This window comes from Silicimonas algicola (genome assembly GCF_003970735.1).
Classification (GTDB): Bacteria; Pseudomonadota; Alphaproteobacteria; order Rhodobacterales; family Rhodobacteraceae; genus Silicimonas; species Silicimonas algicola.
The window spans coordinates 3423461-3437075 of record NZ_CP034588.1; the positions used below are offsets into that span (position 1 = coordinate 3423461).

At 63.3% G+C, this 13615-nt stretch carries 13 protein-coding genes; 4 read left to right on the top strand and 9 right to left on the bottom strand.

What is annotated here, in order from left to right; all coding sequences use genetic code 11:
- Position 1: 1 nt before the first annotated feature.
- Genes ccoO through EF888_RS16800 form a run of 4 tightly spaced genes read right to left on the bottom strand, consistent with a single transcriptional unit; the run spans position 2 to position 4713 of the window.
- Positions 2–778, bottom strand: coding sequence for a cytochrome-c oxidase, cbb3-type subunit II (gene ccoO / locus EF888_RS16785; protein ID WP_338143035.1), 777 nt, complete (start codon positions 776–778; stop codon positions 2–4).
- A 4-nt stretch (positions 779–782) separates the two neighbouring features.
- Positions 783–2432 (bottom strand): cytochrome-c oxidase, cbb3-type subunit I, encoded by a 1650-nt coding sequence (gene ccoN / locus EF888_RS16790; RefSeq protein WP_420902675.1) that lies wholly within the window; start codon positions 2430–2432, stop codon positions 783–785.
- Positions 2432–2608 (bottom strand): cbb3-type cytochrome oxidase assembly protein CcoS, encoded by a 177-nt coding sequence (gene ccoS, locus EF888_RS16795; protein WP_109759722.1) that lies wholly within the window; start codon positions 2606–2608, stop codon positions 2432–2434. The genes ccoN and ccoS overlap by 1 nt, the downstream gene beginning before the upstream one ends.
- On the bottom strand, positions 2605–4713 hold the full coding sequence (locus EF888_RS16800; RefSeq protein WP_164721742.1) for a copper-translocating P-type ATPase: 2109 nt from the start codon (positions 4711–4713) through the stop codon (positions 2605–2607). Before EF888_RS16800 ends, ccoS begins: the two co-directional genes overlap by 4 nt.
- A gap of 431 nt (positions 4714–5144) precedes the next feature.
- Between EF888_RS16800 and EF888_RS16805 the strand changes: the two genes are divergently transcribed.
- Positions 5145–5372 carry a hypothetical protein gene (locus EF888_RS16805; RefSeq protein ID WP_109759720.1) on the top strand — a complete coding sequence of 76 codons (228 nt, stop codon included), beginning with the start codon at positions 5145–5147 and terminating at the stop codon, positions 5370–5372.
- A gap of 276 nt (positions 5373–5648) precedes the next feature.
- Here EF888_RS16805 and EF888_RS22090 read toward each other — a convergent pair whose 3' ends face one another.
- From EF888_RS22090 to EF888_RS16815, 3 genes are all read right to left on the bottom strand, one after another.
- A complete protein-coding gene (locus EF888_RS22090) occupies positions 5649–5816 on the bottom strand; it encodes a helix-turn-helix domain-containing protein (RefSeq protein ID WP_206508351.1) in 168 nt (55 codons plus the stop codon).
- A gap of 15 nt (positions 5817–5831) precedes the next feature.
- Positions 5832–6113, bottom strand: coding sequence for a helix-turn-helix domain-containing protein (locus tag EF888_RS22095; protein ID WP_206508353.1), 282 nt, complete (start codon positions 6111–6113; stop codon positions 5832–5834).
- 257 nt (positions 6114–6370) lie between these two features.
- Entirely contained in the window at positions 6371–6805 is a 435-nt protein-coding gene (locus tag EF888_RS16815; protein ID WP_241239712.1) for a hypothetical protein, read from the bottom strand.
- Positions 6806–7064: 259 nt separating this feature from the next.
- On the opposite strand from EF888_RS16815, the gene EF888_RS16820 reads away from it, so the two are divergent.
- Positions 7065–7847, top strand: a complete 783-nt coding sequence (locus EF888_RS16820; protein WP_126918601.1) for a hypothetical protein — start codon at positions 7065–7067, stop codon at positions 7845–7847.
- Between the two features lie 687 nt (positions 7848–8534).
- Here the strand turns inward: EF888_RS16820 and EF888_RS16825 are convergent.
- A complete protein-coding gene (locus EF888_RS16825; RefSeq protein WP_109759717.1) occupies positions 8535–9485 on the bottom strand; it encodes an OmpA family protein in 951 nt (316 codons plus the stop codon).
- 516 nt (positions 9486–10001) lie between these two features.
- Entirely contained in the window at positions 10002–11777 is a 1776-nt protein-coding gene (locus EF888_RS16830; RefSeq protein WP_109759716.1) for a potassium/proton antiporter, read from the bottom strand.
- A gap of 174 nt (positions 11778–11951) precedes the next feature.
- Between EF888_RS16830 and EF888_RS16835 the strand changes: the two genes are divergently transcribed.
- Positions 11952–12680: an MgtC/SapB family protein gene (locus tag EF888_RS16835; RefSeq protein ID WP_109759715.1), complete on the top strand. Its 729-nt coding sequence runs from the start codon at positions 11952–11954 to the stop codon at positions 12678–12680.
- Between the two features lie 138 nt (positions 12681–12818).
- Positions 12819–13442, top strand: coding sequence for a trimeric intracellular cation channel family protein (locus tag EF888_RS16840; protein ID WP_206508539.1), 624 nt, complete (start codon positions 12819–12821; stop codon positions 13440–13442).
- The last annotated feature ends 173 nt before the right edge of the window (positions 13443–13615 follow it).

Here is a 13615-nt window from a genome sequence, read left to right on the forward strand (position 1 = left end):
GTCAGTCTCCTCTCGGCGGTTGGGTCTCGGCGGGGAGGTCGGTGAGGCCGCCCAGGATCTGCAGGTAGGCGACCAGCGCGTCCATCTCGGTCAGGCGCTCCCGCCTGCCGTCGAAGAGGCGGATATTGGTCTCCTCGCCATAGCGTTCTGCCACGCCGTCGGCCGGTTCGGTATCGGGAACGGCTTGGCCGCCTGCGTCGACGGCGGCGTTCGCGATCTGGTCGTCGGTGTACGGCACGCCGACGGTGCGCAAGGCGGCCAGCCGGCCCGGCAGGCTCTCGGTTTCGAGGGGTGCCGCGAGGAGGAATGCATATTGCGGCATCACCGATTCCGGCACCAGCGCCCTTGGGTCGACCAGGTGACGCACCTGCCAGTCGTCTGAGTACTTCTCTCCCACGCGCGCCAGATCGGGTCCTGTCCGTTTCGACCCCCACAGCATCGGGTGGTCGTACTGGCTTTCGACCGCCAGAGAATAAGGGCCGTAGCGGTCGACCTCGTCCTGCAGCGTGCGGATCATCTGGCTGTGGCAGAGATAGCAACCCTCGCGGATGTAGATGTCGCGGCCGGCCTGCTCGAGCGGGGTATAGAGCCGCATGTCGGGGGCGGACTCAACCGTCTCGTCGATGGTGAAGAGCGGCGCTATCTCGATGAAGCCACCCACGCTTGCGGCGAGGATGATCCCCGCCGTCAGCGCCATGGAATGGCGCTCGGCGCGGTAGTGCGCCTTCGCGTGGACTTCGAAAAAGCGAGCAAAGGGTTTGAGGAGCATCCTGAACATGGCGCTACTCCGCCGCCGGAACCGCAGGCTCGTTCGCCTCCGATCCCGTCGGATAGTCGATCTGCGGCGCCTGGTGCCCCGCGACCCGGATCGTCATGTAAACGTTGTAGGCGCCGATCACCGCACCCGCGAGGAACAGCGCCCCTCCGATCACCCGCGCGATGTAATAGGGACGCATCGCCACCAGCGTTTCGGTGAAGGAATAGGCGAGCGTCCCGCTCTCGGTGTAGGTGCGCCACATCAGGCCCTGCGTGATGCCGCTATTCCACATTGCGAAGACGTAGATGACGGTCCCTGCGAGGGCGAGCCAGAAGTGCGATTCGACGAGCTTCCAGCTGTACATCGCCTCTTTGCGCCACAGAAGCGGCACCACGGCGTAGATCGAGCCGAAGGAGATCAAAGCGACCCAGCCCATCGCCCCCGCGTGGACATGCCCCACGGTCCAGTCGGTGTAGTGCGACAGTGAGTTGACCGCCCGCACCGCCATGAACGACCCCTCGAAGGTCGACAAGCCGTAGAACACCGCCGCCAGCATCATGAAGCGCAGCGTGGCGTCATCGCGCACCTTGTGCCACGCGCCGTTCAGCGTCATCAGCGCGTTGCCGGCGGAGGCCCAGGACGGCACCAGCAGCATCACGGAGAAGGTCATGCCCAGCGTCTGCACCCACTGCGGAAGGGCGGTGTAATGCAGGTGGTGCGACCCCGCCCAGATGTAGAAGAAGACGATGCCCCAGAACGACAGGATCGACAGCCGGTAGGAATAAATCGGCCGCTCGGCCCGTTTCGGCAGAAAGTAGTAGAGCATTCCCAAGAAGCCCGCGGTCAGGAAGAAGGCCACGGCGTTGTGGCCGTACCACCATTGCGTCATTGCGTCCTGAACCCCGGCGAAGGCGGAGTAGCTCTTGGCCGCGCCGAAGGACGCTGGAACGGCCAGGTTGTTGACGATGTGCAGCATCGCCACAACCAGGATGAAGGCGAGATAATACCAGTTGGCGACGTAGATATGCGGCTCGTTCCGCCGCGCCAGCGTCCGCATATAGAGCACGAAGTAGACGACCCAGACGATCACTAGCCAGATGTCGGCATACCACTCCGGCTCCGCGTATTCCTTCGACTGGGTGACCCCCATCAGGTAGCCGGAGGCGGCGACGAGGCAGAAGAGGTTGAAGCCAAGAAGCACGAACCAGGGCGAGAGGTGCCCCGCCAGACGGGCGCGGCTGGTGCGCTGCATGACGTGAAACGAGGTCGCGATCAGGGCGTTGCCGCCGAAGCCGAAGATCACGCCGGAGGTATGGACCGGCCGCAGTCGGCCGAAGCTCGACCAAGGGGCGTCGAAGCGAAGCTCCGGCCACGCGAGCTGCGCGGCGACCCAGACCCCCATCCCCATGCCCACGACCGCCCAGAACAGCGCCAGCAGGATCCCGACCTTCGTCGGATCGTCGTAGTAACTCGCGAGGCGATCTTCGGTCGGCTCGGGCGCATCGAGAGCCCGGAGGGCGATCAGGAGCACTCCTCCTGCGAACACCAGCGTGATCCAACCGTGCACACCCATCGGATCACCGCGCCCGGCGGCGGCAAGGATGAGGCCGGCTAAGGCCACCAGCCCCGAAAGGATCAGGGCACCCTGTCGTTCGGTCGCCATCAAGCGCGTCATCATGGGGCGGTCTCCTTCTGCGGGGGCAGCGGCGCGTCGCCGTTATCGTGCAGGATGCGCTCGGCGTCGCCTTCGAGATCCTCGTACTGGTGGCTCCGCAGGCTCCAGAAGAAGGCGCCCAGCCCCACCGCACCCATCGCCAGCGTCACCGGTATGAGCAGGTAGAGAACCGTCATGCGAGCGCCTCACCGAGCAGCGATTCCGGTGCCGTGGCCGGCGCCGTCCGACGCCTGCTCAAGCGCAGTGAGTTGGCCACTACCGCCACCGAGGAGGCGGACATCGCGATGGCAGCGATCAGCGGCGTGACGAGGCCCGCCACCGCGAGCGGCACGGCGACGCAGTTGTAGAGGATCGCCAGGCCGAAGTTCTGCCGGACGATGCGGCCCGTGCGACGGGCGACGCTTAGAGCCAGTGGGACCGCCCGCAGGTCATCCCGCAGGAATACCAGGTCGGCGGCCGCGCGGCCGGCCTCCGACGCAGAGGCCGGCGACATCGAGACATGCGCGGTCGCGAGGGCGGCAGTATCGTTCATTCCGTCACCGACCATCAGCGCGCGGACGCCCCGCTTGCGCAAGGCTTCAAGCCGCGCGACCTTGTCTGCTGGGCTCATCTCCGAGAGGGTCTCTTCGACCTCGAGCCTGCCGGCAACGCGCGCCACCACCGCCGCCGCATCTCCGGAGAGGATTTCTGACGGCAGTCTCATCCGGGCGAGGTCTTCCACCGCCTCCGCTGCGCCATCGCGCAGTCGCTCTTCCAGCGGAAACCGCAGCATGCATCCGCCCTCGAAAGCGAAGGCAGGACCATCGCCTTCGGCTCGGTCCGAGGCGATCTCGGCGACCCAGGAAGCCCTGCCAAGCCGCGCCCGGCGTCCACCGATCACCGCCGCGACGCCGAAGCCCGGCAGTTCCGTGACCGCCTCCAGGGGCTCAACCGCACCCTCGAAGCGGGATGCGATGCAGCGCGCCGCTGGATGTGCCGACCGGCTGGCAAGCGCAGCAACCGCCGTCCTGGAGGCTTCATCCAGTTCGGGCAGGGAGACGAGACCTGGGATGCCGGTCGTCAGCGTGCCAGTCTTGTCCCAGACGACACGGTCGGCATTCGCCAGTCGCTCAAGGGCGGAGCCGTCCTTCATCAGGATGCCGTCCGCCATCAGGCGACCGGCCGCCACCACATGCGCCACCGGAACCGCAAGCGCCAGCGCGCAGGGGCAGGTGACGATGAGCACGCTGATCGCGACGAAAGCCGACCGCTGCCAGTCGTCGGTCGCCATCATCCAGCCGGCGAAGGTAACGAGCGCCAGCAGGTGGATCAGCGGCGCGTAGAGCCGGGCTGCCCGGTCGGCGATCCGTACATAGCGTCCGCGCCCCGCCTCGGCTGTAGTCAGCATTTGCATCATCCGCGCCAGAAAGCTTTCTCTGACGGGACGCAAGGCGACCGCATCCAGCGGACCGGTCAGGTTCAGTGCGCCGGCCTCGACTTCATCGCCGACGCCGACGGAGACCGGGCACGCTTCCCCCGTCACCAGCGCCCTGTCGAGGTCCGTTGCTCCGGCAACGATCCTCACGTCGACTGGTATGCGCTCTCCCGCCGCGATTCTCAGCCGCATCCCGGGAACGACCTGATCCACGGCGATCTCGCGCAGATCGCCCGCCGGGCCGACCTCAACAGCGCCGCGGACGGCGAGCCGCGCGAGCCCGGTCATCGCGCTGCGGGCGCGATCCCGCATGCGGTAATCCAGATAGCGGCCGATCAGCAGGAAGAACGTCAGTGTCACGGCGGCGTCAAAGAAGACCTCTTCGCCACCGCGGGAGGTCTCGAACAGGCTGAGGGCCATTGCCAACGCGATCGCCAGGGCAATGGGAACGTCCATGTTCATGCGACCGTTGCGCACAGCACCCCAGGCCGAGATGAAGAAGAACCGCGCCGCATAGGCCACGATCGGAACCGAGATCAAGGCGGAGATCAGGTGGAAGGTGTCCCTCGTCGTGCCAGTCGCTCCGGACCAGACCGCCACCGAAAGCAACATGACGTTCATCGCGCCGAATCCGGCGACGGCGACGGCGCGCAGCAGGGCTTGGGCGGTCCGATCCCCGCTTTCCAGTGAGAGATCGGCCGCATCGATCAGCGTCGCGGGATGGCCAATGCGCTCCAACTCGGAGAGGATCCCTTTGAGACTGGTCGATCCGTGCGCGGGCCTGACGCTTATCCTGCGCAGCGTCAGATTGACACGCGCTTCTTCTACATCGGCGCGTGCAGCAAGGGCGCGCTCGATCGCCGCCATGCAGCCGCTGCACCGGATGCTCGGCGCTGACAGGGTGATGGTCTCAGAACCCGTCGAACTGATCGCAGCTGATACCGGCAAAGAACCCCCTCGCAGTCTATCAAGCTTCGGTTTGCCACCGTGCCCCTTCATGATCGCACAGTAAGCGCACCCCGATTTAGCCGATGATGTCCCGCGCGACGAGGCGGATGCAACCCGTACTTCCCAATCTAGGTGCCGGCGTTATCTCGGCCGCCATCTTTCCAGCGGCTGGAGAGACACGAATGCGCGAAGAAGATCCGGCGTCTGACTCCGTGTTCAGTCCCAAGGATCCCAGCTGAAGCTCTTTGATGACGGCTGCGTATGAGCTGGCTGCGCGCGGCTCATTAGTTAGAATGTGACGGCGGACATTTGCTTGGAGGCTCGGTGATCCGATCAACAGCTTCCTCTGGATGACCGAGGTTCTTTGCCGCTGCCCTCAAAGGGGAACCCCTTCGCATCCCCGACGCGGTCGCGTCGCCGGCAAGTCCTGTGAGAGTCTCTCCGGACGCACCGATCTGCCCTCGATCGACCAGATCAACATCGGCTTCGAGCCGCAGGGTCACGAGGGCTTCCCGGTGCCGCACTACGACGTGCATATCTACTTCATCCCTGCAGCCGAGGTTGCCGCGATAAATTAGGGTTCTGGCTTGAGACGCCTGCGAGCGAGGTACGCTTCGGTCCGGAGCAGATGCGGTAGCGTTCTTTCCGCTTCGTTCCTGGTCCTCCGGTCAGAGCAGGTAAAGCAGGCGTGGGCAATCGAACCGGCGTCGCTCTGACCACCAGCTCGCGGCGGACGGCCCGGCAACTGCGTCAGCCATCGCCAGCCGGGGCCGCGATCCCGGCGAACCGTTGGCGCTAGCGTGCCGGTGTCACGCCGACCATCCGCCTGAAGAGGCGGCGGAGCTCGGATCCCCCTAGCCGACTTCAAAAGCGATGGCATCTACCGGCGACTTCTCCGTTTCCAGGAGCTGCTTGGACTCTTCGATCCTGAGCGTCTGCACGTAGTCGATCGGAGCGTATCCGGTCGCCGCACGGAAACGGCGGGCGAACGTTCGAGATGACAGTCCGGAACGGCGCGCCATGAGTGCTACAGGATTCTAGGAGTGGTAGTTGTCGGCGATCCAGCTCTGAACCTCTGCGGTCACCGCGTCGTCGTGGCGCTGCGGCCTCCGCGCCCCGGCAAACGGGAGCTGTCCCTCGCTGTGGTCTCCGAGGAGAAAGATCATGGCCGCACGAACCGCCTCGGTCCCGCTGGAAAAGCGCGCGACGAGGTGAAGGGCAAGGTCCGCCCAGGCCGAGGCACCTCCGCTTGTTAAGATCCGACCGCCCTCGCCGGCGGCCGGGCAATCTGTCGTCTCCAGAACTGTTCGTAGTGGCAATGCCCCGCCACCAAGCCGGCGGCGGGGCGATCTCGGTCACTTCTTGCCGGAGCCCTTCTTGCCGGAACCCGACTTCTTGTCGTCCTTGTCGTCTTTGCTGTTCGCCATCGTCTGTCTCCTAGACCGTTCTGTTGCGGCTCAAAAGAAACCGTCTGCATAGGCGGCAGGTTCCCGGCGGAAACAGGACTCAGCCGAGTGATCCACGCCAATCAGTTCGGCGCCTTCGAAATCTCTACCTCACGACGCGGGCCCGCTATTTACGTTGTTCTCCTGAGCGCAAGAAGAGCGATGAGGGAGGCCACTCCGATCCCGGCCGTGAGCCAGATCGCGTGCAGGCCCCAAGCCGTCAGCGCTGCCCCGAAGACCAAGGGCGCCGCCGCCTGCAGGATACGCGCCGGAGCGTTGAGCCAGCCGAGCCGCCGTCCGTAGCCGGCCGCACCGAACAGGGCTAAGGGCAGCGTGCCCTTCGCGATTGTGAGAATGCCGTTACCGGGCCCGTGCAGAACTGCAAAGGCGTAAGCAGCGGGTGCCCCGAAGATCACCAGCGCTACCGCTGCCATGGGATGTGCCACTGCGGCCGCGCGCGCCGAGATCAGTGGATGGAACCGGCGCAGCAGGCCAAACTCCAGAACCCTTGCAGCGACCTGTGCCGGGCCGATGAGTCGTCGAGCAACGAGACGACCTCCAGTCACGCATCGTCCTCGTCCGACGGCCCCAAGAAGTCGCGGTGATAGGGACTGCGAGCAAAGGCGAAGGCTGAACCAGTTGAGGTCGCGGCAGGGGGTATTTCGGCCGCGACCGAGCCGACGAGTGAAGTGCTCCTAAGGGAACAGCAGGTCCGGGCCCAAGAACGAAAAGCGATCAAGTAAACCTCCGGGCTGGGGCATCGCAATCTTACGACCTTGAACACCTCGTAATGACCTCTAGCTTGGTGGCAATGACAGTTATGACATGCAGACCCGCGTCTCTTTCTCGCCCGAGGATGCGGAGGTCGTCACAGATCGTGCAATTGGATCGAGCGCCCGCATGTTCTCTATTTCAACGCGAGTTGATGTCGACGACCTGCTCGCGGTCTGGGAGGAGATCCTGGGCAGCAGCGGGTATTCTGTCACGCAGGGCGCTGATGACCTTCTCGAGCGGTCGATTGAGTTCTCCGGCCCCGGAATTTTAAATGCCAAGATTATCGTGGCCCCCACGACAAGTGACGGTCCGGGTCTTGTTGAATTCGACGCTGAAATAGTCGAGCCGGGCCGCTTAGCTGGAGGAGGTGAAAGCCTGCCGGAGGCCTTCCCGACAGGCTTAGAACCGAGCGGCTCGCATGCAAAAAGCCTATTCGACGGGCACGGGCGCAGACGGCGCGACAAACGTCTCAGGCGCCGTGGCCCCCTGCTCATTCGTCACGGCTGCTGCTGGTACTGTGTCACCAGCATCAGGCGCTCCCCCGGACATTGCGAGGAGCACGATCAGGCCCAGGATGGCGAGCATAATCCCGGCAATCCACCATCCCGCACCGCCCGCGTCACCGCGCGTGCCGAGCTCATGAGGAAGAACGCCGGGGTACTTGTACGGGTCGACGCGATGCGGATCGGTCCGATGGCCGTCACCAGTTGGATATACCATCTCAACCTCCTTTCACGGTTGAATATCGAAGGAACGAACCGAAGAAGGCGAGGTTCCGGAGACCGCGTCACATGGGCACGATCTGGCCGAGCTGGCCCATTCCAGACAGGATGATGCGCAGTATGACGCCTCCACAGGCAGAGCGGACTGCCGGTCGCGCTCTGCGAACGCGCGCAGGGTCCTTCATCCTAAGTTGTCGCGGACTTCACGTCTCTCGCTGAGAAGACAGTGGACCAAGCGGCTCAAACGACGAAAGCAGTCTGAACAGCCGCGAACTTAGAAGGCGGGGCGGTCTTCTTTGGCAGCCTCGCCTTCACAATGGGACCCTGTTGCTCTTGGCGCGCTCAGGCCCACAGAGACGTGCTCCTTCGCGTGCCCCCGTTCACAGCTCAAGACCAAGTACGCTCGCCACGGCACCGACTATCGCCGCGGCAGCCGCGAGCCACGTAAGCCGGTCATTGGTCCGTGATCGACGGCGAGCATGTGCGTCGTGCGCCACCAACCAGCGCTCTACGAATGCTGGGGAAGCACTCACCACTCTGCCTCCAGTCTCCGTCTCCACGATCGAGACAGGTTTGAAGTACGAGGCGGCTAGCTTTGCCCTGACCACGTCGGGGCCCAGAGCGTTCAGTCGCTTGACGAGATCGGCACTCTCCGCCTCGGTGGCAGTTTGGGTTCGAAATTCGTCGGTCTGTGAAAACGGCCGTTGATTCATGTCTTCCTCACGATTTCTCGCTAAACATCGATGGCAATCCTGACCGCGACGAGACCGCCAGGCGGCCTCGTCGCAAGCTCAACCAGTCAGTCGTTGTCGCCGCCCTGGTTCCGGCCGCCGGAGTTGCCCGGATCGCCTTCCTCCGCGCCGTTGCCGCGACCGGCATCGGTATGCGTCCCGGACTGGCTGCCTCCACTGGAGCCACTGCCCTGGCCATTCCCTTGACCGCCGTTCCCGTTGCCATTCCCTTGGCCACCACTCCCGTTCCCGGACGACTGTTCGTCTTCGGGTTCACCGGGCTGTTGGTTTCCGGGTTCTTCCGTCGGACTGCCGGACTCATCGCCACCCGTGCCACCGTCCTCGCCTCCACCCGGGTTGCTCTCCGGTTCCTGCTGCGACGGCGGGGGTGTTTCGGACTGATCCGGTGTCTCATTGTCCGGCGTCTCAGTCTCACCAGGGAGATCGGACAGCCCGCCAGACGTGGGCGGGGTCTGGAACTGGGGCTGCTCAGGGCCCGCTGCCAGACGGTCACGCGCCCGCTCTCCCTCGTCCCGCATCAAGGCCTTCGCGGAACCCGAGGAGTTCTTCTCCAGAATGACCACGCGTCGATTGAGGCGTTCTGCCTGGTCGACGACTACAACAGGAGAGAGCTCGCCGAATGACGCGGTCGGAACCAGCCGGTCGCGAGGGACACCTTTCGAGACCAGATAGGTCACAACGCTCAGGGCTCGGCGCATGCCGAGGTCGTGGTTGTAGTCGGGCGATCCAACCTTGTCGGCGTGTCCGACGATGACGTAGTCAGATCTGGCGTTCTTAATCATGCGCGCCGCCTCGGCATCAAGCAGCAACTGCGCCTGAGAGTTGAGTTGGACGCCGTCAAAGGAGAAGTAGACAGTGGCAACGCCCATTCTCTGGCGAGCCTCGACACCGACCGGAAGTGGTTCCGACCGGGTCAACTGCTCGGGAGAGCGACTGTCCGAACAGGCAGCCAGAGCGGCGGAAAGGATGAACATCGTTCCTAGGGAGATTTTACTCATTACAGTCCTCGAACATTTTACTGATTACTGGGTTTGCTGGGTGACGCGCCTACGATCAGCAGGATCGTAGTAACTCGTGCCTTTGCATCGCCTTCGTTCAGAAGGCGTAGGGCAACCTGCCGAGCGGCCGGCATTGCGTATCGTTCTGCTTCGGCTCTTCTGGCCGCAGGCACGATGGGTTTTTGCTGGAAGTTCGTTCCCCGATCTGCGTGAACGACGTCAGATGCTGGCTCGATCCGCTCCGGCCAAAACAAAAGAGGCGCACAAGGGCGGAGAAAGCACTGAGGACGGAATCGGGGATTCGGTGCGAATTGCTCGCCATACCTGTCTCACTCGTTACTGCTCCACCAACATGGCAAGGAGCTGACAAAAAAAACTACACGTGAGGCAAGTGCTCCTTCAACTGGGCGAAACTGTGACTCGCGGCGAGAGATTTTGATGGCCAATTGTGCAGACGATCATCAGCCTGAGCAGGCGAGACCTAGGACCAATAGATTCCGGGAGTGGTTTCTTCAGTCAGCGTTCGAACCAGTTCCGCAGTCGCTCCTTAAAGCCGGGTGGCCTTCCAATTGAATTCCGCCCCGGTTGCAGAATCATCCCCACCTCAGTCACGTGACGCCCTTCGTCGACGGCACGAACAACCAGCGCAATGGGACCTAGCGTCAGGCGATCCCCGACAACCGGCTGGTCGTGGAACGCCTTCTGGAGAAGATCGCCGAGCGTTCGGTCCCTTTCTCCGGAAGCGTTCAAGGCATACTCGTCGGAGAGCTGTCCGACCGTCGTATCAGGGTTCAATGGGAAGTGCCCGATCACATCGGGGTCGTCCGCGCCTCCGGGTCTCGTGTAGACCCGATCGAGCAACGGCAACTGGTCCGGCGTTCCAAAAAGGTAGACACGGTCTCCCGCCTCCAAGGGCCCGGCGTTGTGGATGGATAGCGCCTTGCCGCCGCGAATTATGAGCAATGGCCGCGCCCAGCGCGGCACCCGCTCGCCGGCGGCGATGCTGCTTTCGGGATGGATGCGGTAGCCCACCAGTTCGAGTTCGGTCTTTCCCGGCAGATCAAGCTCGACACGGTCGACCCGCCCCGGTTCCGGCGGCACCAGAAGCCGCAACGCGCGTGCAGCAAAAGAGATGGTCCAGCCCTGAATGAGGAGCGAGCTCAGCACCATCATGAAGACAATGTTGAAATATAGCCCTCCGCCGGGAACCCCGCCGAGCGTCGGCAAGATCGAGAGGAGGATCGAGACGGCGCCTCTCAGTCCGACCCAACCGACGAAGGCGACCTCGCGTGACGTGAAGCCGAAGGGCAGCAGGCAAATCCATACGGCCAGAGGACGCGCGACGAAGATCAGACCTGCTGCCAGCGCCAGCGCCGGGAGGGTCAGGCCCTCGAATGTCGACGGTGTTGCCAGGAGGCCGAGTGTCAGGAACATCCCGATCTGCGCGAGCCAGGACATCCCGACCTGGAACCGACGGATTCGGTGCGCGAACCTGATCCGGCTGTTGCCGGCAACGAGACCCGCGACATAGGCCGCCAGGAAACCGCTCCCTCCCAACAGCCCTGCTGCGGCGAAGACGACGAGGCCTGCGGCGAGCGCAGTGATCGGATAGAGGGCCGGGTCAACGTCCTCCAATCGGTTCATCAGGCGGGTAATGAGGAATCCGCCAACGATCCCGAGAACAATCCCAAGACCTATCTGCAAGACGAAGTCGACCAGAAGCTGCACGCCCATCTCGGCGCCGCTTTCACCCGAGGCGGCGGCGAACTCAACAAGCGTGGCCGTCAGGAAGATGGCCATGGGATCGTTGGCGCCGGATTCGATCTCCAGCGTGGACTTCACCCTTTCGCGGATGGTGATGCCGCCCACTCTCATGAGGAAGAACACGGCCGCGGCGTCCGTCGAAGCGACGATGGCGCCGAGCATCATCGACTCGATCCAGGGAAGTCCCAGCAGGTAGTGCGCGCAAACTCCCATGAACACCGTGGTGAGGATAACGCCGAGTGTCGCCAGGGTGAGCGCGGCCGGCGCGGCGACGCGGTAGCTCCGAATGGGCGTCGCGAACCCGCTGTCGAACAGAATGATGGCAAGAGCCACCGAACCTATGAAGTATGCAGCCCCGGCTCCGTCGAACCTGATCCCGAGGAGACCGTCTTCTCCCGCCAATAGACCAATTCCGAGGAACACCAGTAGGAGGGGCGCTCCGAGGCGCTGTGAGACGAGACTCGTGATCCCGCTCACGGCGACAAGGCCGGCGCCAATGAGAACAGCGATGTTGATCGCATCGAACATGCGCGCCAGTCCTGCGGAGAACGGCTTCGGAAGACCAAAGTTTGCTAGCCGGTGGAGCGCTTCTCTGCAAGCACCAGGTACGTGGCCGGCACGCGAGGCAGCGAAGATGGCTGTTGCGAAACCTCACTGCCCAGCGCCACATGAGCGGTGGCGTCGCGACCTGTAGGATCCACTATGACACTAGACAGCCTTGTGTTCGCTTTGCGCGATACTGACGTGATGCTTCCCCTGCTGTGCAGTGTGGTGTCCGGCGCCCTGATAGGTGCAGAACGTGAGTTTCTCGGCAAAGCGGCAGGACTGCGAACCCACACCCTGGTCTGCTTCGCTTCCGCACTCGTGACGTTGCTGGGGCTGAGAATGGCGGAATGGACTGCGATTTTCCCGGAGGGCACTCAGATCGTCTCTGACATGGCGCGCATGCCGCATGCAATTTTGACAGGCATTGGCTTCTTGGGAGCGGGTGTCATCTTTCGCTCGAGGCTCACGGTCCAGGGGCTGACAACGGCTGCCTCACTTTGGCTGACCGCTTCATTAGGTATCGTATACGGCGCAGGTCTCTTAGAACTGGCGATAATCGGGACGGCGATTGCGTTGCTCGTTCTGATCCTCCTGCGCATCCTACCTGATATCGCACCACCGCAACCTGTGATCAGGTTGGAAATCGCGGTGAATGCAGACAGCAGCTTTGACGGCGCTCAGCTTGTGGCTTCGCTCGCAGCGAACCGTCTACGAGCGGGATCCCCCTCGATCAAGCAGGACAGGGCCAGCGGATTGCGGCGTTACACAATTTTAGCGTTCTCCCATGACGTGGGCATCGATTGTGAAGCCCTCGCTCGTGAGATGCAGGACAATCCCGTCGTCCAAGAGTTGTCAATTACGCCTTTGTCGAATGAGGACAGCTGATTATCTCCGCAGGGAGATTAGAGTATCTCGGCGACACCAACATTGCCGGCAGGTGGACGAACTGCATGGCGCCTCGCTCGAGTTCATGGCAGCAATTGGCTCAGTGCAAAGTCGCCGTGGAGATGAGCCTTGAATGCGATGATAGTGCTTGATTTCGTCGGCGTCGGACTCTTTGCCGCGACTGGCGCTCTGTCCGCGTCCCGAAAGCAACTCGACATCATCGGCTTCGTGTTTCTGGCCGCGGTGGCCGGTGTTGGCGGCGGAACAATTCGGGACCTCATCCTAGGCGTAGGGATATTCTGGGTCCTTGAGCCGGTCTACATCGTCGTCTGCGGCGGCACGGCTGCTGTGATTTACTTCACCGCGCATCTTCTGGAATCACGCTACCGCTGGCTTCTTTGGCTCGATGCCGTTGCACTGGCAGCCTACTGCGTATTTGGCGCCTACAAAGGACTGCTTGTCACCGGCTCGCCCGTCGTCGCCGTCGTCGTGGGCACGCTCACGGGCACGCTTGGCGGGATCCTCCGCGATGCGCTTGCAAACGAGCCGTCCATCCTTCTCCGGCGGGAGATCTATGTGACAGCCGCGCTGCTGGGTGCACTTGCTTTTGTCCTGTCGGATGCCATAGGGCTGCCGCAGCCTTTCTCTGCCTGTGCCGGTTTCGTTGTGGCGATCGTGATCCGCGGCAGCGCACTCGCCCTCGGTTTGCCTCTGCCGACCTACCGATCGCGTCCCGGCCGTGAACACGGCGCGATACGCTGAAGCAGGTTCCGCATGTTCACACCGGGCAGGTCGCCTCGCGCCGGCATCACCCCTATTCGTTCAGGACATCCGCAATCGTGGGATCTTGCAGTGGTTTCCATGAGGATCTCGCCGCGCAGATTATGTGGTTTCACTAATTCGGCAGCCACACGACGGCGTCCTGCCGGCCCCTT

What these genes read in the sequence shown, in the direction of transcription:
- EF888_RS16835 (WP_109759715.1), top strand. Translation starts at nt 11,952, where the DNA reads ATGACACTAGACAGCCTTGTGTTCGCTTTGCGCGATACTGACGTGATG.
- EF888_RS16825 (WP_109759717.1), bottom strand. Translation starts at nt 9,485, where the DNA reads ATGAGTAAAATCTCCCTAGGAACGATGTTCATCCTTTCCGCCGCTCTG.
- EF888_RS16805 (WP_109759720.1), top strand. Translation starts at nt 5,145, where the DNA reads ATGACCGAGGTTCTTTGCCGCTGCCCTCAAAGGGGAACCCCTTCGCAT.
- EF888_RS16820 (WP_126918601.1), top strand. Translation starts at nt 7,065, where the DNA reads ATGCAGACCCGCGTCTCTTTCTCGCCCGAGGATGCGGAGGTCGTCACA.
- EF888_RS16840 (WP_206508539.1), top strand. Translation starts at nt 12,819, where the DNA reads ATGATAGTGCTTGATTTCGTCGGCGTCGGACTCTTTGCCGCGACTGGC.
- ccoN (WP_420902675.1), bottom strand. Translation starts at nt 2,432, where the DNA reads ATGACGCGCTTGATGGCGACCGAACGACAGGGTGCCCTGATCCTTTCG.
- ccoO (WP_338143035.1), bottom strand. Translation starts at nt 778, where the DNA reads ATGTTCAGGATGCTCCTCAAACCCTTTGCTCGCTTTTTCGAAGTCCAC.
- EF888_RS16830 (WP_109759716.1), bottom strand. Translation starts at nt 11,777, where the DNA reads ATGTTCGATGCGATCAACATCGCTGTTCTCATTGGCGCCGGCCTTGTC.
- EF888_RS22090 (WP_206508351.1), bottom strand. Translation starts at nt 5,816, where the DNA reads ATGGCGCGCCGTTCCGGACTGTCATCTCGAACGTTCGCCCGCCGTTTC.
- EF888_RS16800 (WP_164721742.1), bottom strand. Translation starts at nt 4,713, where the DNA reads ATGGCGGCGATCGAGCGCGCCCTTGCTGCACGCGCCGATGTAGAAGAA.
- ccoS (WP_109759722.1), bottom strand. Translation starts at nt 2,608, where the DNA reads ATGACGGTTCTCTACCTGCTCATACCGGTGACGCTGGCGATGGGTGCG.